A 16245-nucleotide genomic window follows, 5' to 3' on the forward strand; every position below is an offset into this window, starting at 1 on the left:
GGGAGGCGGGTATGTCGGCGGAACGGAGCTACCACCACGGTGACCTCCGCGCGGCGCTGATCGACACCAGCTTCACCCTGCTCGCCGAGCAGGGACTCGAACGCTTCTCGGTCGCCGCGGTCGCCCGCCGGCTGGGCGTCAGCTCGGCCGCGCCGTACCGGCACTTCCCGGACCGCTCCCGCCTGCTCGGCGCGGTCTCGGCCGCGGCCGCCCGCGACCTGCGCGCCGCGATCGCCGACGCCGCCGAGGCGGCGGGCCCCGACCCGGCCGACCGCCTGGCCGCGGCGGCGGGCGCCTATGTCCGGTACGTGGCCGGCACCGGCGCCGGCATCCACGTCATCTACGCCGCCGAGCTGTACGGCCTCGCGGACGACGCCCGCGCCGAGCAGACCCGTGCGCTGATGACCACGCTGCTCGACCTGGCCGCGGCGACCGGCCCCAGCTCGTACGAGGCGGCCGTCCTGCTGATCGAGGCGACCCTCGCCGTCGCACACGGCTACACCTCGCTGTACGCCGAGGGCTTCTTCGCCCGCAAGTCCAACAACGTCGACGACGTCGCCGCCCGGGCCTGCGCGGCCGCCCGGACCCTGATCACCCCGTCCGGCCGGTAGCCGGAATCACCGCAGCTTCCAGGCGAGGAGGTTCACGACAATGTGCGTGGAGTCCCTCTCGATGATGTCGATGTAGGCGACGCTCCGGTCCGACCTCAGGCAGGCGGCCGTCGTGATCGGGACCTCGGCGTCCGGATGGCCCGGGTAGAGGAACAGACCGTTGCAGGTGTCGTAGTTGGTGGCCGTATCCGATCCGTTCTTGCCCGCCTGTCGCGTCTTGATGCCGTCTCTCACATCGATCCCCGCGCTGGTGAACAGCAGGTCCGCGGAGGCGCCCCCGCTGCTCGCCGTGCAGGTCGCCAGGTCCGCGCTCATTCCGGCCCGAAGAGCGAGCCGCCCGGTGCATTTCTGCGTGACGGCCGGCTGGACCGCCTTGGACGGTGACGGTGACGCGTCGGGGGAGGTCCGTCGGGACCCGCCGGTCGTGGGATCGGGAGCCCGGGGACCGGGGGCGGCGGCGTTACCGGCTCCGGGGTCCTCGCCGGTGCCGGACGGCTGGACCGGAAGGCCGGCCCGGACGTCCGCGGGCGCCGATCCCAGCGGCGCGGCGGAGACCGCCAGGTCGGGAGCCTGGACCTGCCTCCAGACAAGCCAGGCCACGAGCAGGAGGATCGTCATGGCGAACGCGTACGCCACGAATCGTCCCGCCGTCTTCTCCTGCGGGGACGCGTTCGCGAACTTGAAGACAATGGCGCCGGTGCTCGCGATGCCACCCGAGGCGGCGGTGGCGTTACCGGAGCCGGTGACGGCGGCCTCGGACTGCGGTGTGGTCTCGTCGGTGGTGGTCACCGGTCGGCCCCGCGCCACACGCCGGTGTTCGCGATCGAGCCCCGTCCCTCGGCGTGGGCGTTTCCGGACCGCGTGACGTGCGCGGGTCCGCCGCCGGTGATCTGGACTCCCGTGTTGGCCGCTCCGCCCCGGACCGCGGTGGCATCGCCGGAGCCCTCGACCCGGTTCGTTTCCGACGTGGACGCTTCTCCCGGCCGGGGCAACAGATACGGCGCGCACAGGGCGGCCAGCGCGAGGACCGCGCCGATGCTGCCGGCGATCTTGTCCGCTTTGTCGAGTCCGGTCGTGGCGAGGTAGGCCGCCAGCGCTATGACGATGACACCGAAGGCACCACGTCCGGCCCAGATCCATCGCTCATTCCTCAATGGCATTGCGGGTGCACCCTTCACAGCCTTGATGTGATTGAGGCGGTCGCCTCGGTCCCCGCGGTCTGATGGCGTTTCCATCTACGGAGAGTGCTCGACTGGCGCCTGCCACGTGCTCGCTCTCCCCTTCACCGATTACGGAGCGTTGCAGGGACCGGATCAGCATCGGGATCCCGGCCCATGATCGGAAGGCTCGAACGGGTGTCTCCCGGGTCTGTAATCCGACACCCGTCGATTGAACCCTCGCGGATGCGTTAGCTGTCGTTTCGCAGAGTTGAACGAACGGCCCGTAAGTGCCGCCGGGGCCGCGACATTGGCGCTTGTCGTTCCCTTTCCCTCCCGTCGTCCCTTCCCGAATATGCGCCCCCACGCCCGGCCATTGGCCTGGTGCTGCAAGAATGGCGGCCCGTGGCGTGGGGGAGGAGGGCGGCCGGCGTGCAGTCGATGATCGGCCGGGAGGCCGAGTGGCGCACGGTCACCGAGGCGCTGGACTCCCTCGGCGACGGCGCACAGGTGATCGAGGTCGTCGGCGAGCCCGGCATCGGCAAGACCCGCCTGCTCGCCGAGCTGGCCGGGTACGCCCGGGACAGCAAGCTGCTGACGCTCACCGGCCGCGCCACCGAGTTCGAGTCCGAGATGCCGTTCGCGCTGCTGACCGAGGCGCTGGACGACCACGTACGCCTGCACGGCGAGGCCCTGCGCGCCGGGCTGTCCGGCGACGACGTGTTGCGGCTCGGCGAGATCCTCGACGGCCTGCGGGCCGGGCCGGGCGCGCCGCCGGCCTCGTCCGGTGGCGCCGCCGAGCGCTATCGGACGCTGCGGGCGCTGCGCCGGCTGCTCGAGACCATCGCCGAGCCGGACGGGCTGTTGCTCATCCTCGACGACGTGCACTGGTGCGACCCGGCGACCACGGACCTCATCGACTACCTGCTGCGCCGCCCGCCCGCCGGCCCGGTGGTGCTGGCGCTCGCCTACCGGCCGGCGCAGGCGCCGCCCCGGCTGGCCGCCGCGCTCGCCGCCGGCCACGCCGGGCGGTCGCACCGCCGGCTGGCGCTGGCGCCGTTGCAGCAGGCGGACGCGACCCTGCTGCTCGGGCCCGGCGCGGACGCCCGCGACGCGGCGTACCTCTACCGCCTGAGCGGGGGAAACCCGCTGTACCTCGACGCGCTGCGCCGCTGCGGCACCACCGCGCTCGGCGCCGCCCGTACCCGCGACGACCCCGACCCCGCGCTGGCAGCCTTGCCCGCCGAGGTGCGGGCCGCGCTCGGCGCGGAGTGGGAATCCGTCGGGCCGGACAGCCGCCTGCTGGCCTCCGCCGCCGCCGTCGGCGGCGACGAGTGCGAGCCGGCGCTGCTCGCCGAGGTGGCCGAGCTGCCGATGCCGGCCGTGCTGCGCTGCCTGGACGAGCTGGTGGCCCGCGACCTCGTCCAGGTGGTGGCCGGCACCGGCCGGTTCCGCTTCCGGCATCCGCTCGTGCGGCACGTCGTGTACGCGTCGGCCGCCGCCGGGTGGCGGCTCGGCGCGCACGCGCGGGCCGCGGCGCACCTGGAGCGGGTGGGCGCGCCGCCGCGGGCCCGGGCGCACCATGTCGCCCGGTCGGCGGCGGTCGGTGACGCCGCCGCGGCCGTCACCCTGGTCTCGGCGGCCCGGGCGGTCGGCGCGCAGGCGCCCGCCACCGCGGCCGAGTGGCTGCGGACCGCGCTGCGCCTGGTGCCCGGCGATACCACCGGCGCCGGGCTGCCGGCCCGCGCCGAGCTGCTCACCTACCTTGCCGAACGGCACGCGGCGAGCGGGAACCTCGCCGAGGCGCGGCAGGCGATGGGCGTGGTCCTCGACGAGCTGCTGCCGGCCGGGCACCCCGCCCGGGCGACGGCCGTGGCGTACACCGGCGTGCTGATCCGGCTGCTCGGCCGGCACGACGAGGCGCAGGCGCTGCTCACCGCGGAGCTGGACCACCGGCCCGACGCGGACAACTCGGATGTGCTGCTCCAGATCGCCACCTATGCCCTGATGCGCGGCCGGCTCGTCGAGGCCGACGAGCGCCTGTGCCAGGTCATCGCGCGGGCACCGGGCGGCACGGCCGTCGCGATCGCGCGCGCCATGCGGCCGATGACCGGGTACGCGGCGGGGCCGGCGGACCGGTCCGGCGAGCCGCGCCCGGCGGCCGACCTGCTGGACACGCTCAGCGACGACGACATCGCCTGCCGGTTCGAGGTCGTCGCCTGGCTCTGCTGGACCGGGCTCGAGGCGCAGGGTCCGCGCGACTCGCTGCGCCGCCTGCTGCGCTGCCGGCAGATCGCCGTACAGGCTGGACAGAGCTTCGTGCTGCCGTACCTGCTGGCCATGCAGGCGCTGATGCAGGCCCGGCTGGGCCGGATCGGCGACGCGAAGCGAGCCGCCGAGGAGGCCCTCGCCATCTCGCGGCTGCTCGCCGCCGCCGAGCCGCTGGCGCTCGCGCTGCTGACCCAGAGCTGGCTGCACCGCTGCGCCGGCGACTACGCGGCGGCGATCGCGACGGGCGAGCAGTCGGTCGCGGCGGCGTCGGTGAGCCGCGGCTGGCTCGCGACCGCCCGGGCGATCCTGGCGTTCAGCCGGGTCGCGGCCGGTGACGTGCGGCGCGGCGCGGCCGACCTGGTGGCCGCCGGCGGCGGACCCGAGCTGACCGCGCTGTACCCGCACAACCGGCTGATCGCCTGCACCGTGCTCAGCGAGATCGCCGCGAAGGCCGGCGAGCCCGAGTCGCCGCGGCACTGGGCGGACCTGGCCGACCGGATCGCCGGCTCCGGGCACCGGGCCGGGCCGGCGCTGGCGCTGCTGGCGCGGGCCTTCCCGGTCGGCGCCGACGACCGGGCCGGCGGTGCCGAGCTCGCCGAGCGGGCCGCCGCCCTGCTGGCCGAGGCGGAGCTGCCGCTGGTGGCGGGCCGGGCCTGGCTGACGGCGGGCACCCTGCGCCTGGCCGCGGGCGACGAGCCGGCGGCGCTGGCCGCCCTCGCCCGGGCCGCGGAGCTCGGCGAGCACACGGACGCCGAGGACCTTCACACGGCGATCCGGCGCCTGTCCCGGCGGCTGCGGCCGGACGTGCCGCCGACGGCCGCGCCCGGTGCGGCGGAGCTCACCCGGCGCGAGAGCGAGATCGCGGTGCTGATCGCGGCCGGCATGTCCAACGCCGAGATCGCCGCCGAGCTGTACGTGAGCGTGCGCACCGTCGAGACGCACGTGTCGCGGATCTACACCAAGCTCGGCGTCACCGGCCGCGCCGCCGCGGTCAGCCGCCTGGCCCGCTGAGGCTGTCAGCAGCCTGTGACTTGCTGTGCGTGCCTGTGAATCGCTCACCGGCGTGGGCAGGTGCACCGATGGGTTCGCCGTCCGACACGAACGGCAACCAGGAGTGAACATGAGCATCACCGCGTTGAGCGGCACCGGCCAGAGCAGTGTGAGCTGGCCGGCACAACGGTCCGGCGACGGCAACATGCGCAAGGCGATCGACACCGCGGCGGAGACCCTCGGCATGAGCGCCGTCGATCTGCGTACCGCGCTCCGGAGTGGGCAGAGCATGTCCTCGCTGGCGCAGAGCAAGGGTGTCGACAGCGACACGCTGACCTCGGCGATCAGCGGCACGCTGAGCAGCGCGAACCCGTCGCTGTCGGCGGAGAAGGCCACGGAGCTGGCCGAGCGGATCGTCGCCGGACCGCAGGGTGGTGCGCAGGGCGGGCCGCCGCCCGGTGGCCCGGCCGGTCCGCCGCCCGGAGGCCACGGCGGCCCGCCGCCCGCGGCCGGCGCCGCCATGGAGTCGCTGGCCGAGACCCTCGGCATCGACGAGGACGACCTCACCTCGGAACTGCAGAGCGGCACGAGCCTGACCGACGTCGCGGCCGCGTACGGGATGGACGCCGACACGCTGCGGACCACCCTGACCGCGGCCCTGACCGAGGCCGACTCGTCGCTGACCGCCGACCAGGCCGCCGGCCTGGCCGACAAGATCATCGCCGGCCCCGTCCGGGAGCAGGACAATCCGGTCTCCCGGCTGACGTTCGACAACCAGCTGTCCGGATCCGCGACCTCCGGCGGCGGCGCGGTGACCCAGGCCGCGCTCTCGGCGCTGTACAGCCAGTACTCCGCCGTGTAGCCAGGTGTCCCGGCCCGGCGACGGGCCGGGACACGCTACTGGTCGTCCCGGATGATCGAGCTCCAGCGCAGGCGATGCGTGCCGAACCAGGCCGCCAGGCGGACGCCGTCCTCCTCCCGCGCGAGGCGGCGGGCGCGGATGCTCAGCAGGACGCCGAGGGCCGCCGCGAGGCCGGAGAGGCCGAGCAGGGTCGCCTCCGGTTGCGGTGTCGGTTCGTTCGGCACCTTGCCGGCGATAATGATCGTGAACGCGACGATTATGGCGACGACCGCGACGGCGCTGAGGACCGTGACCAGCCGCCAGCGGGCGCGCATCCGTTGGGTGTCCGCCACGCTGTAGACCCGGCACGCCACCGCCTGCCCGCAGTGCTCGCACTCGACCAGGGCGGTGGTCCGGCCGGTCTCCGGCCGGGGACCCCGGACGGCGGTGAGCGCATAGTCGTCCGAGCGTCGATGCGCGACGCTACGTCGCGCGATCGCCACCTCCATGAGCCATTCCCTCCGCCGGGCGGTCTGAGATCCACAACTGTAGAGCGGCCTGGCACCCCTACCGCGGCCGGCCGAAGGCCAGCTGATTACGTTGAGTCAAATTCTGATCACGGTACTCGCCGGTTGGATTCTTCCCCCATTCGTCCAGTTTGGAGTGCACGATCATCCGCCGTACCCCAGGTCGGCCGCGTGCTGGCGATCTTCGACGGAACCTGGCACACGGTCACACCCCTACATTCGGCATACCCACAGAGAGTAGTGATCAGCGGCCCCTCAAGGAGGGCCGGAGTACGAGCGGGAGAACCGGTGGAGCACATCAGCGGAGAGCTGCTCAGCGCAGCCGTTGCGGTTGTCGGCGGGCTCGGCCTCAGCGGCCTGGTACGCGCCTGGATCCGCCACCGCACAAGACTTCAGGTGGAACGCGAGCGGTCGGCCCGGGCCGTCGCGCGCGCCACGGGCCTGGCCCGGATCGCCAGGCGGCACGAGACGGTTCTCATCGACGAGAAGGACCAGGACGGCCACCGCGTGGTGGAGATGCGCGGCCCGGCCGGCGGCTCCCGGAAGGAAGCGGCGTGAGCATCCTGCACTCGCGGGCAGGCGACGACGCCGCCACGGCCGCGAAGCTTCGCACGGCGGCGCTGGACGCGACGTTCACCGGCTTCGTCCACGAGCACCACCTGACGGTCAAGCGGTTCCTGCGCCGGCTGGAGGCGGACGGCGGGATGGTGGAGGACGTGACTCAGGAGGCCCTGATGGCGCTCCGGGACAAGTGGGCGGACGTGCAGGACTACCGGGATCCGCGGGCCTGGACCCTGCGGGTCGCCCGCAACATCCTGCGGGACCACCAGGGTAGTCGCGGCCGGCGACGGGTCCTGTTCTTCGACGACCTCAGCATGCCCGAGATTCCCGCACCGACCGACCCGGAGGAGGCCGACGAGCGGCTCGCCGGATGGATCCAGCTGCTGCCCACCAGGATGGGCGAGGTGATCAGCATGTCGCTCGCGGGCCTGCCCGACCGGACCGTCGCCCTCGAGCTCGGAATCTCGCACAACACCGTCCGCGACACCAAGAAGAAGGCCCGCAGGAAGCTCCAGCAGCTCGCGGAGGCGGACGGATTCATCACCCCGGCCGGGCGGAGGCGCACATGAACCTCGACGACATCCTCGAGCTCGCGGCCGCCCGTACGCCTTCGTCCCTGGACCGGGCCCGGGCCCGCCGGGCCGCCGAGCGGGTGCTGCGGGAACACGCCGAGGCGACCGCCGAGGGCCGCAACCTGCTCGGCGACCTCGACGTGGAGGACGTGCTGGCCCCCGACGCCGACGAGGCGACCCGGATCACCCGGGCGGCGCAGTCGGCCAAGACCGGCTGGATCAAGTGGACGACGGCGACCGGCGAGCTGACCTGGTCGGACGAGATGTCGCGGCTGTTCGGCTACCCGGCCGTGACCACGCATCTCCCGGTCGACACCCTGATCAAGGGGGTGCACCAGGAGGACTTCACCCGGGTCAAGGAGCTGGTGGAGCAGGGCTGGCGTGACCAGGTTCCGCAGGAGTTCAGCTTCCGGGTGCTGCGCGCGGACGGCGCCATGCGGTACGCCGGCTGCCTGGTGGAGCTGCTCAGCGACGACGGCCGGGAGCCGACCGGCATCGTGGCGACCGTCCGGGACATCACCGGCCAGGAGCTCGAACGGCAGGAGATCGACCGCCGCCGCCGGCGGCGCGAGACCGAGGCCGCCGACCTGCCCGGCCGCGACCCGGTCAGCGGCATGCTCGGCCGGGACCGGTTCACCGACGAACTGGACCGGGTGGCCCGCGGCGGGCAGGGCACGCTGCTCGTCGTGGCCGTGGAACCCGACCGGGCGCTGTCCGAGGCGCAGAGCGAGCAGGTGGCCCGGACGGTCGCGCGCATCCTCGACGAGATCACCGACAGCGGCGACCTCTGCGGTGCGCTGGGCTCCGGCGAGTTCGGCATGGTGCTGGGCGACGTCGGGCACGCGCGGGCGGTGGCCGGGGCGGTGCTGGAATGCCTGCATCAGCGCCCGACCCTGACGATCTCCACCGGGGTGCGGCTGCGCGCGTGGGCCGCCCTGGTGCCGTTCGCCCGCGCGGACCGGGCCAGCGGCCAGGACCTCCTGCTCGACGCGGGCTGGGCCTGGCGGGAGGGTCGGCGCGGCGGCGACATGCCGGCCGAGCTGCCCGGCCCCCGGGAGGCCGGCACGCGGGAGGCCGCCACCCGCCGGATGATCGCGGCGATGGTCGCCGACGACCGCCTCTGCCTCCACGCACAGGCCATCCTCGACCTGGCCCTCAACGAGATCACCCGGCACGAGATCCTGGTCCGGGTCCTCGACGATAACGGACGCCCGGAGCTGCCGGCGGCCTTCCTGGCCGTCGCGGAACGCTACGACCAGATCGGGGCAGTCGACCAGTGGGTGGTCGAGCACAGCCTGGCGCTGATCGGGCAGGGGCCGCAGACCTCGCACCACCAGATCAATCTCTCCGGGCGCACGCTGTCCCGGCCGGGGCTCGCCGAGTTCGTGATCGAGGCCCTCGACCGTTACGGCGTCGACCCGCGGACGATCACGTTCGAGATCACCGAGTCGGCGGCCGTCGACAACCTCGCCGCCGCGGCCGAGTTCGCGGCCGGGGTGCGCAGCCGGGGCTGCGGGCTCGCCCTCGACGACTTCGGCACCGGGCACTCGTCGCTGATGCTGCTCAAGTACCTGCCGATCGACCTGGTCAAGATCGATGGTGACTTCGTGACCGGGCTGCGCCGCTCGGCGTTCGACCGCATCGCCGTCCGGCACGTGGTGCAGATGTGCCGGGAACTCGGCGTACGGACGGCCGCGGAGTTCGCCGAGGACGCCGCGACGGTGGAACTGCTCCGCGACATGGGCCTCGACTTCGCACAGGGGTACGCCATCGCGCGGCCGCTGCCCATGGCGGGTACGCCGGTCGCGGCCGAGGCGCCCGCGCGCTCCGCGGCGGCGGAGCGGGCCACCGGCTGAGCCACGAGGGCCGGCACCGGGGAGGTGCCGGCCCTCCCTGTCGGGAAGCCGGCTTCCAAGCCCGTCAGCCGCTCGCCTCCACAGGCAGCGGAGTCCGGCCGACGCCGAGGAAGATCTCCCGCAGCTCGGTATCGAAGCCGGCGAAGCCCAGTTCCTCGCGAGCGGCCACGGTGAACTCGACCTCCGCCACCCGGCACGCTACGACGAGGTCGCCCGGAAAGGTGGCGTCCGCCGCCACCGCGTCCCGGTACTGCGCGGCGCCCTCTGCCAGCGCACCGACGGCCTTGACCAGTGCGAAGGCCGCACGGATCGTCGGTGGATGCGCGACGAGTGCTACCTCGGAGCGCAGCCCGAACGTCCGGGTGACCGCCTGTCCGCCGTCGACGTGGCGGCGGGGGGAGACCGCGGACGCGTCCATCACCTTGGATCGGGGCGACAGCAGGGCCGAACGCCATTCCCGGGCCGAGGTGAGGAAGGCGGCGAAGATCTTCCGGCGCTCGTCGTTCGACCGCGCCGCGTGCTCGCGGGCCAGCGCCCGCCGTTGATACCCGGCCGAGAACAGGGAGCCGGCGACCACACCGGACAGCACGCCGACGGCTCCGATCAACGCGGCCAGAACCTGTGGAGTCATCGTCGCAGTGCTCCCATCGTGTGCTGATCGTCGGCGGTGACACCGAGCTGTTTGTCCGTACCATCTGAGCATGGTGCTACCGCTCAGCCGGCGGGTGGTGCTGCTGGCTGCCGGAGGTCTGCTCGCGGGCTGCTCCCGGCAGCCCGAGGCCGGCGAGGTCCGGCTGCGGCTGGCCACCGGGCCGGCGGGCGCGGTGTATCGGCGCATCGGCGGCGCGCTTGCCGAACGCATCACCGAGCAGGTGCCGGGCGTCACGGTGACCACCGTGCCGAGCGGGGCTTCCACGGACAACATCCGGATGCTGCGGGCCGGCGAGGTGCACCTCGGACTGTCGAGCCTGGACGCGGCGGTCACCGCAGACGGCAGCGTGCCCGAGGGGCTGTCCGCGGTGTGCCGGCTCTACGACAGCCACCTGCACCTCGTGGTCATGGCCGGCTCGGACATCGACGATTTCGGGGACGTCGAGGGCAGGCGCGTCTCGCTGGGCGCGCGGGACTCGGGCACCGAGTTCACCTCGCTGCGGGTGCTCAAGCTCGGACGCGTGAACGTCGACGGCCGGTACCTGAGCCAGGCCGAGTCGGCGGCGGCGCTGCGCGACGGCGGGCTCGACGCGATGTTCTCCCTGACCGGCGTGCCGACGCCCGCGATCGCGGACCTGGCGCAGCGGCATCCGGTCCGGCTGATCCCGCTGGGCGGGCAGGCGGACGCGCTCGTCACGGCGTACCCCAGCTCATACACCCCGGCCACGATCTCGGCGACCGCCTACGCCGGGGTGCCGGCCACCCGCACCGTCGCCGTGCCGAACGTGCTGCTCGCGCGCAACGACCTGCCCCACGACCTGGTCTACTCCATCACCGAGACCATCTTCGTGCACACCGGCTCGATCGCGTCCGGCGCCGAGGCCGTGCCGGAGGCGTGGCAGATCAATGTGCGTACCGGAATCTCCACGGCCTCGATCCCGCTCCATCCGGGCGCGGCGGCCTGGTTCCGGGACCGCAAGCGCTGACCGGCTACGCCGGATCCGGTACGGCGGGCAGGGTGACCACGGCCGCGAAGCCGTGCCCGGAGGAGTCCGCACGCGGCAGGCCCTCCTCCAGCCGCAGCTCGCCACCGGCCGTCCCGACCAGGTCGGCGCAGATCGCCAGCCCCAGGCCGGTACCGGGCACGTTCTGGTGCCGCGGCGACCGCCAGAACCGCCACAGCGCCTGCGCCCGCTCGGACGCGGGAAGACCCCGGCCGTCGTCCCGGACCGCGATCATCACGACGCCCCCGGCGGCCTCGGCGCTCACCTCGACCGCCCGCGCGTCCGACAGCCGCAGCGCGTTGCTGATCAACTCGTCGAGGACGCTGCCCAGCCCGCCCGGCGGCTCCAGCAACCACAGCCCGGGCGGCACGTCGACCGCCAGCGTCTTGCCCGCCATCGCCGTCAGCGCACGCCAGCGGCCCAGCCGGATCGCCAGCACCGCGTCCAGCTCCACCGGCGAGGCGGTCCGCATGCTCTCCATCCGCGCACTGGCCTGCAGCGCGTTGAGCATCCGCTGCATCGCCGTCATCTCGTCGACGGCGACGTCGTAGACCTGCCGGCCCTCGCCGGCCGGCGACAGATGCGGTTCGAGGCTCTCCACGGCGAGCCGGAGGCTGGTCAGCGGGTTTCGTAGCTGGTGCGACGCGTCGGAGACGAAGGCACGCTGGCGCTGCGCGGCGTTCTCGACCGCGTCCATCATGGTGTTGAACGACCCCGCCAGCCGCCGCAGCTCGGCCGGGCCGGCCTCCGCGTCCGCGCGGGTCGTAAGGTCGCCCCGGGAGATCCGCGAGGTCGCCGCGTCCAGCTCCCGCACCGGCCGCAGCACCCACGCCGACACCGGCCAGGCGACGGCGACCAGGGCGATCAGCGGCAGCAGCCCGAGCCCGGCGAGCTGCGCCCAGCGCACCAGGATGCGATCGCGCGTCCGCGACAGGTCGGAGATCGTCACCACGGCGCCGACGACCTCGCTGTCGCGGCCGACCGGCTCCGCGACCACCAGCGCGGAGTCGTGCCACGGCGCCCACTCCCCGGACGGCTCGGACCTCGCACCGGCCAGCGCCGCGGTCACGGTCCGGGGCAGCGCCGGCTCGGACCGCGCCGCCTCCCGGTACGCGCCGGCCGGACCGACCAGCACCGAGCCGGACGTGTCGATGACCGCGACCGGGATGCCGTACAGCTCGTGATAGCGGGTCAGCTCCTGGTCGAGCGCCTCGGTCCGCCCGGTCGACAGCGCCGTCTCGGCCAGGGACGCGAACCGGTCGATGTCGCCCAGCCGGTCGACGTAGACCTCCTGCATCTCCCGCTCGGCGACGGTGACGCTGAGCGGCACCCCGAGCGCCGCGACGAGCAGCACGGCGAGGGGGACAAGGACGATGAGCAGCCGGCGGTGCACGGCGGCCTAGCCGATCAGCTCCGGCTGGTCGGCCAGGAGCCGATAGCCCACCCCGTGTACGGTGCGGATGAGCCCGCCCCGGCCGAGCTTGTGCCGCAACGCCGCGATGTGGGTGTCCAGGGTGCGGGTGGTGGACTCCCAGGTCGCGCCCCAGATCTGGTCGATGATGACGTCGCGGCTGACCACGTTCGGCGCCCGCCGGGCCAGCAGCAGGAGCAGCTCGAACTCCTTGCGGGTGAGCGCGACCGGCGTGCCGCCGACGGTGACCTCGCGGGTGCCGACCCCGATGCGCATCGGGCCGAGGACGAGCGGCTCGCCCGGGTGGCACAGGGCCCGGGCGCCCCGGGTGCGCCGCAGGACGGCGTCGATCCGGGCCAGCAGCTCGGCGACGCCGAACGGTTTGACGATGTAGTCGTCGGCGCCGGCGCGAAGGCCGCGGACCCGCTCGTGCTCCTCCGACCGCGCGGTCACGACGATGACGGCGGTCTCCGGCCGGTCACGCAGCCGGCGAATCACGTCGAGCCCGTCGCCGTCGGGCAGGCCGAGATCGACGAGCACCACTTCGGACGGTGCGGCCACCGCGGCCTCCGCGGCGGTGGCGGCGCGGTGCACCTCGAAGCCGGCCTGGGCCAGAACGGTCACCAGACCCCGCGCCACGCGGTCGTCATCCTCGATGACGGTAATCCGCATACCGGCAGATTCTAGTTCTTGGGATTCCTCTGACACCACCCGCGTTCTCGCCGGTCAAGACTGAGGCGATGCCCGCATCGAACCAGGAGGCCGCACCATGAGAATGATCAGCAGGCACCGGCTCGCCGCGCGGGTGTTCGCCGCGGTCGGCGTCGTCTCGCTCGTCGCCGCGTGTTCCGACGACGGCGGCACCGGGGGCGACGGCGGGGCGGCCGGCTACCCGGACCAGAACATCACCATCGTCGTGCCGTTCAGCGCCGGCGGCCCGACGGACACCGTCACCCGGATGATCTCCGAGCCGATGGCGAAGGCGCTCGGCGGCAAGATCGTCGTCCAGAACGTCGAGGGCGCGGGCGGCACGGTCGGCGCCGGCGAGGTCGCGCGGGCCGAACCCGACGGCTACACGGTGCTGATGCACCACATCGGCATGTCCACGGCGCCCGCCCTGTACAAGGACCTGGGCTACCAGCCGCTCGAGGACTTCGAGACGGTCGGGCTCGTCACCGAGGTGCCGATGACGATCGTCGCCCGCAAGGACTTCGAGCCCGCCACGTTCCAGGACCTGGTGACCTACGTGAAGGCGAACGCCGCCAAGGTCACCCTGGCCAACGCCGGCATCGGCGCCGCGTCGCACCTGTGCGGCCTGCTGTTCCAGTCCGCCGCCGGCGTCAAGCTCCAGGAGGTCCCGTACGAGGGGACCGGCCCCGCCCTGACCGACCTCGTCGGCGGCCAGGTCGACTTCATGTGCGACCAGACGACGAACACCACCGGCCAGATCTCCGCCGGCGCGGTGAAGGCGTACGCGGTCACCACACCGGAGCGGGTGAAGAGCCTGCCCGACCTGCCGACCACGGCCGAGGCGGGGATGCCTCAGCTACAGGTCAGCGTCTGGCACGGCCTCTACGTCCCGGACGGAACGCCGCCCGAGGTCGTACAGAAATTGTCCGACGCGCTGAAGGTGGCGCTGGCCGACCAGGCGGTCATCGACGCGATGGCGAAGCTCGGCACCGCGCCGGTCCCGGCCGCGGACGCGACACCGCAGGCGCACCGGGCCCACCTCGAGGAGCAGCTCGGCACCTGGGCGAAGGTCATCTCCGACGCCGGGGTCAAGGCCTCCTGAGGTGGAACGCCGACGGTCCGTCCCGGACATCCTCGCCGGGAGCCTCTTCGTCGTGATCGGCGGCGCCTTCGTGGTGGGGTCGCTCGGCTACCGGCTGGGCGACCCCGTGCGGATGGGCCCCGGCTACTTCCCGCTGCTGGTCGGGGCGATCGTCGCCGCGCTCGGCCTGGCGATCATCGTCAAGGGGCTGGTCGCCGGCGAGGTGCTCCCGTTCGGGCCGGTGCCCTGGCGCGCGGTCGCCGCCATCGTCCTCGCGATCCTGTTCTTCGGATTCGCCATCCGGCGCCTCGGGTTCGTGCCGACCTCGGCGGTGACCGCGCTGCTCGCCACCCTGGCCAGCCCGCGGGTGCGGCCGCTCACGGCCGTCGCCGTCGCCGCCGGGCTGACCGTCGCCGCGACCCTCATCTTCGTCATCGGACTCCAGCTGCGGATCCCGCTGTGGGGCTCGTGAGGCATGGAACTCTTCGACAACCTCGCGCTGGGCTTCTCGACGGCGTTGCTGATCGAGAACGTCCTCTACTGCTTCCTGGGAGTACTGCTCGGCACGGCGGTCGGCGTGCTGCCCGGCATCGGGCCGACCGCGACGGTGGCGATGCTGCTGCCGATCACTTTCAACTTCGAGCCGGTCACGGCGCTGATCATGCTGGCCGGCATCTACTACGGCGCACAGTACGGCGGCTCGACGACCGCCATCCTGATCAACCTCCCCGGCGAGTCGTCGGCCGCGGTCACCGCGCTCGACGGCCACGAGATGGCCCGCCAGGGCCGGGCCGGCCCGGCCCTGGCCGTCGCCGCGATCGGCTCCTTCATCGCCGGTACGGTGGCCACGGTCGTGCTGGCCGTCGCGGCCCCGCCGCTGGCCGGCGTCGCCCTGCGGTTCGGCCCGGCCGAGTACTTCTCGCTGGTGCTGCTCGGCCTGATCGTGTCGATCGCGCTGGCCCGCGGCTCGGCGCTCAAGGCGCTGGCGATGATCGCGCTCGGCATCCTGTTCGGCACGGTGGGACAGGACATCTACACCGGTACGCCGCGGTTCGTGTTCGAGCAGCGCGAGCTCTACGGCGGCATCGACTTCGTGTCGGTCGCCGTCGGCATGTTCGGGGTCGCCGAGATCCTGCGCAACCTGGAGAGCGGGCAGATCCGCACGGCCATCGTCGGCAAGGTGCGCAACCTCTGGCCGACGGCCGAGGACCGGCGCCGGATGGTCGGCCCGATCGCGAGGGGCACCGGCCTCGGCTCCGCCCTCGGCGTGCTGCCCGGCGGCGGCCACGTGCTGGCATCCTTCACCTCGTACGTCGTCGAGAAGCGGATCTCGCGGCGGCCGCAGGAGTTCGGGCACGGCGCGATCGAGGGCGTGGCCGGCCCCGAGTCGGCGAACAACGCCGCCGCGCAGACGTCGTTCATCCCGCTGCTCACCCTGGGCCTGCCCGCCCACCCGGTGATGGCGCTGATGGTCGGCGCGTTCATCGTGCACGGCATCACACCCGGGCCGAACGTCATAAACGACGAGCCGGCGCTGTTCTGGGGCCTGATCGCGTCGATGTGGATCGGCAACGTGCTGCTCGTGCTGCTGAACCTGCCGCTGATCGGCATCTGGGTACGCATGCTGCGCATCCCGTACGAGGTGCTGTTCCCGATGATCATCCTGTTCGCCGCGATCGGCACGTACTCGCTGGGTTTCAACGCCTACGACGTGTACGCGATCGCCCTGTTCGGGATCCTGGGCTACGTCCTGATCAAATGCGGCTGCGAGCCGGCGCCGCTGCTGCTCGGCTTCGTCCTCGGGCCGCTGCTGGAGAAGAACCTGCGGCGGGCGCTCATCATCTCCCACGGCGACACCTCGGTCTTCCTGACCCGGCCGATCTCCGCGGCGCTCCTGGCCCTGGCCGCGGCGGCACTCGTCATCACCGTCCTCCCGGCGATCCGCAGGCGGCGCGAGGTCGTGTTCGCCGAGGAGGAATAGACGGGTCTCGACTAGGATCTGAGCTCAGCCCTCACCACCAC

Annotated in this window: 16 protein-coding genes; 10 read left to right on the forward strand and 6 right to left on the reverse strand. The window is 73.2% G+C overall.

Annotated elements, in window-relative coordinates; translation table 11 throughout:
• The first annotated feature begins 11 nt into the window (after positions 1-11).
• Positions 12-611: a TetR/AcrR family transcriptional regulator gene (locus BJ971_RS06320; protein ID WP_184990670.1), complete on the forward strand. Its 600-nt coding sequence runs from the start codon at positions 12-14 to the stop codon at positions 609-611.
• Between the two features lie 6 nt (positions 612-617).
• Here BJ971_RS06320 and BJ971_RS06325 read toward each other — a convergent pair whose 3' ends face one another.
• Both BJ971_RS06325 and BJ971_RS06330 read right to left on the reverse strand, forming a co-directional pair.
• Entirely contained in the window at positions 618-1400 is a 783-nt protein-coding gene (locus BJ971_RS06325; protein ID WP_184990672.1) for a hypothetical protein, read from the reverse strand.
• Positions 1397-1846 (reverse strand): hypothetical protein, encoded by a 450-nt coding sequence (locus tag BJ971_RS06330; protein WP_184990674.1) that lies wholly within the window; start codon positions 1844-1846, stop codon positions 1397-1399. Before BJ971_RS06330 ends, BJ971_RS06325 begins: the two co-directional genes overlap by 4 nt.
• Positions 1847-2209: 363 nt before the next feature.
• Between BJ971_RS06330 and BJ971_RS06335 the strand changes: the two genes are divergently transcribed.
• Entirely contained in the window at positions 2210-5050 is a 2841-nt protein-coding gene (locus BJ971_RS06335; protein WP_239087469.1) for a helix-turn-helix transcriptional regulator, read from the forward strand.
• Positions 5051-5159: 109 nt separating this feature from the next.
• The gene (locus tag BJ971_RS06340; protein WP_184990678.1) at positions 5160-5891 is read left to right on the forward strand and encodes a hypothetical protein; all 732 of its coding nucleotides are present in this window, start codon (positions 5160-5162) and stop codon (positions 5889-5891) included.
• Positions 5892-5926: 35 nt separating this feature from the next.
• On the opposite strand, the gene BJ971_RS06345 is transcribed toward BJ971_RS06340, so the two are convergent.
• A complete protein-coding gene (locus BJ971_RS06345) occupies positions 5927-6379 on the reverse strand; it encodes a hypothetical protein (protein WP_184990680.1) in 453 nt (150 codons plus the stop codon).
• A gap of 306 nt (positions 6380-6685) precedes the next feature.
• On the opposite strand from BJ971_RS06345, the gene BJ971_RS06350 reads away from it, so the two are divergent.
• Genes BJ971_RS06350 through BJ971_RS06360 form a run of 3 tightly spaced genes read left to right on the forward strand, consistent with a single transcriptional unit; the run spans position 6686 to position 9386 of the window.
• Positions 6686-6955 carry a hypothetical protein gene (locus BJ971_RS06350; protein ID WP_184990682.1) on the forward strand — a complete coding sequence of 90 codons (270 nt, stop codon included), beginning with the start codon at positions 6686-6688 and terminating at the stop codon, positions 6953-6955.
• Positions 6952-7527: an RNA polymerase sigma factor gene (locus BJ971_RS06355; RefSeq protein ID WP_184990685.1), complete on the forward strand. Its 576-nt coding sequence runs from the start codon at positions 6952-6954 to the stop codon at positions 7525-7527. Before BJ971_RS06350 ends, BJ971_RS06355 begins: the two co-directional genes overlap by 4 nt.
• Positions 7524-9386 carry an EAL domain-containing protein gene (locus tag BJ971_RS06360; RefSeq protein WP_184990687.1) on the forward strand — a complete coding sequence of 621 codons (1863 nt, stop codon included), beginning with the start codon at positions 7524-7526 and terminating at the stop codon, positions 9384-9386. Before BJ971_RS06355 ends, BJ971_RS06360 begins: the two co-directional genes overlap by 4 nt.
• A gap of 64 nt (positions 9387-9450) precedes the next feature.
• On the opposite strand, the gene BJ971_RS06365 is transcribed toward BJ971_RS06360, so the two are convergent.
• A complete protein-coding gene (locus BJ971_RS06365) occupies positions 9451-10017 on the reverse strand; it encodes a hypothetical protein (protein WP_184990689.1) in 567 nt (188 codons plus the stop codon).
• A gap of 70 nt (positions 10018-10087) precedes the next feature.
• Between BJ971_RS06365 and BJ971_RS06370 the strand changes: the two genes are divergently transcribed.
• Complete coding sequence (locus BJ971_RS06370; RefSeq protein ID WP_184990691.1) at positions 10088-11023, forward strand: TAXI family TRAP transporter solute-binding subunit; 936 nt, start codon at positions 10088-10090, stop codon at positions 11021-11023.
• A 4-nt stretch (positions 11024-11027) separates the two neighbouring features.
• Here the strand turns inward: BJ971_RS06370 and BJ971_RS06375 are convergent, their stop codons facing one another.
• Both BJ971_RS06375 and BJ971_RS06380 read right to left on the reverse strand, forming a co-directional pair.
• Positions 11028-12434, reverse strand: a complete 1407-nt coding sequence (locus BJ971_RS06375; protein WP_184990693.1) for a sensor histidine kinase — start codon at positions 12432-12434, stop codon at positions 11028-11030.
• Positions 12435-12440: 6 nt separating this feature from the next.
• Positions 12441-13124, reverse strand: a complete 684-nt coding sequence (locus BJ971_RS06380) for a response regulator transcription factor (RefSeq protein ID WP_184990695.1) — start codon at positions 13122-13124, stop codon at positions 12441-12443.
• A 97-nt stretch (positions 13125-13221) separates the two neighbouring features.
• Here BJ971_RS06380 and BJ971_RS06385 point away from each other — a divergent pair, with 97 nt between their 5' ends.
• The 3 genes from BJ971_RS06385 to BJ971_RS06395 are packed head-to-tail and all read left to right on the forward strand — an operon-like array spanning position 13222 to position 16204.
• On the forward strand, positions 13222-14244 hold the full coding sequence (locus tag BJ971_RS06385) for a tripartite tricarboxylate transporter substrate-binding protein (protein ID WP_203709310.1): 1023 nt from the start codon (positions 13222-13224) through the stop codon (positions 14242-14244).
• A 1-nt stretch (position 14245) separates the two neighbouring features.
• A complete protein-coding gene (locus tag BJ971_RS06390) occupies positions 14246-14695 on the forward strand; it encodes a tripartite tricarboxylate transporter TctB family protein (RefSeq protein ID WP_184990697.1) in 450 nt (149 codons plus the stop codon).
• Between the two features lie 3 nt (positions 14696-14698).
• On the forward strand, positions 14699-16204 hold the full coding sequence (locus tag BJ971_RS06395) for a tripartite tricarboxylate transporter permease (protein WP_184990699.1): 1506 nt from the start codon (positions 14699-14701) through the stop codon (positions 16202-16204).
• Positions 16205-16245 lie beyond the last annotated feature (41 nt).

This window comes from Amorphoplanes digitatis (assembly GCF_014205335.1).
GTDB classification, from domain to species: Bacteria; Actinomycetota; Actinomycetes; order Mycobacteriales; family Micromonosporaceae; genus Actinoplanes; species Actinoplanes digitatus.

Excerpts from the sequence above, each read along its gene's own strand:
- BJ971_RS06320 (WP_184990670.1), top strand. The coding sequence starts at position 12 with ATGTCGGCGGAACGGAGCTACCACCACGGTGACCTCCGCGCGGCGCTG.
- BJ971_RS06330 (WP_184990674.1), bottom strand. The coding sequence starts at position 1,846 with ATGGAAACGCCATCAGACCGCGGGGACCGAGGCGACCGCCTCAATCAC.
- BJ971_RS06335 (WP_239087469.1), top strand. The coding sequence starts at position 2,210 with ATGATCGGCCGGGAGGCCGAGTGGCGCACGGTCACCGAGGCGCTGGAC.
- BJ971_RS06340 (WP_184990678.1), top strand. The coding sequence starts at position 5,160 with ATGAGCATCACCGCGTTGAGCGGCACCGGCCAGAGCAGTGTGAGCTGG.
- BJ971_RS06345 (WP_184990680.1), bottom strand. The coding sequence starts at position 6,379 with ATGGAGGTGGCGATCGCGCGACGTAGCGTCGCGCATCGACGCTCGGAC.
- BJ971_RS06360 (WP_184990687.1), top strand. The coding sequence starts at position 7,524 with ATGAACCTCGACGACATCCTCGAGCTCGCGGCCGCCCGTACGCCTTCG.
- BJ971_RS06365 (WP_184990689.1), bottom strand. The coding sequence starts at position 10,017 with ATGACTCCACAGGTTCTGGCCGCGTTGATCGGAGCCGTCGGCGTGCTG.
- BJ971_RS06370 (WP_184990691.1), top strand. The coding sequence starts at position 10,088 with ATGGTGCTACCGCTCAGCCGGCGGGTGGTGCTGCTGGCTGCCGGAGGT.
- BJ971_RS06380 (WP_184990695.1), bottom strand. The coding sequence starts at position 13,124 with ATGCGGATTACCGTCATCGAGGATGACGACCGCGTGGCGCGGGGTCTG.
- BJ971_RS06385 (WP_203709310.1), top strand. The coding sequence starts at position 13,222 with ATGAGAATGATCAGCAGGCACCGGCTCGCCGCGCGGGTGTTCGCCGCG.
- BJ971_RS06395 (WP_184990699.1), top strand. The coding sequence starts at position 14,699 with ATGGAACTCTTCGACAACCTCGCGCTGGGCTTCTCGACGGCGTTGCTG.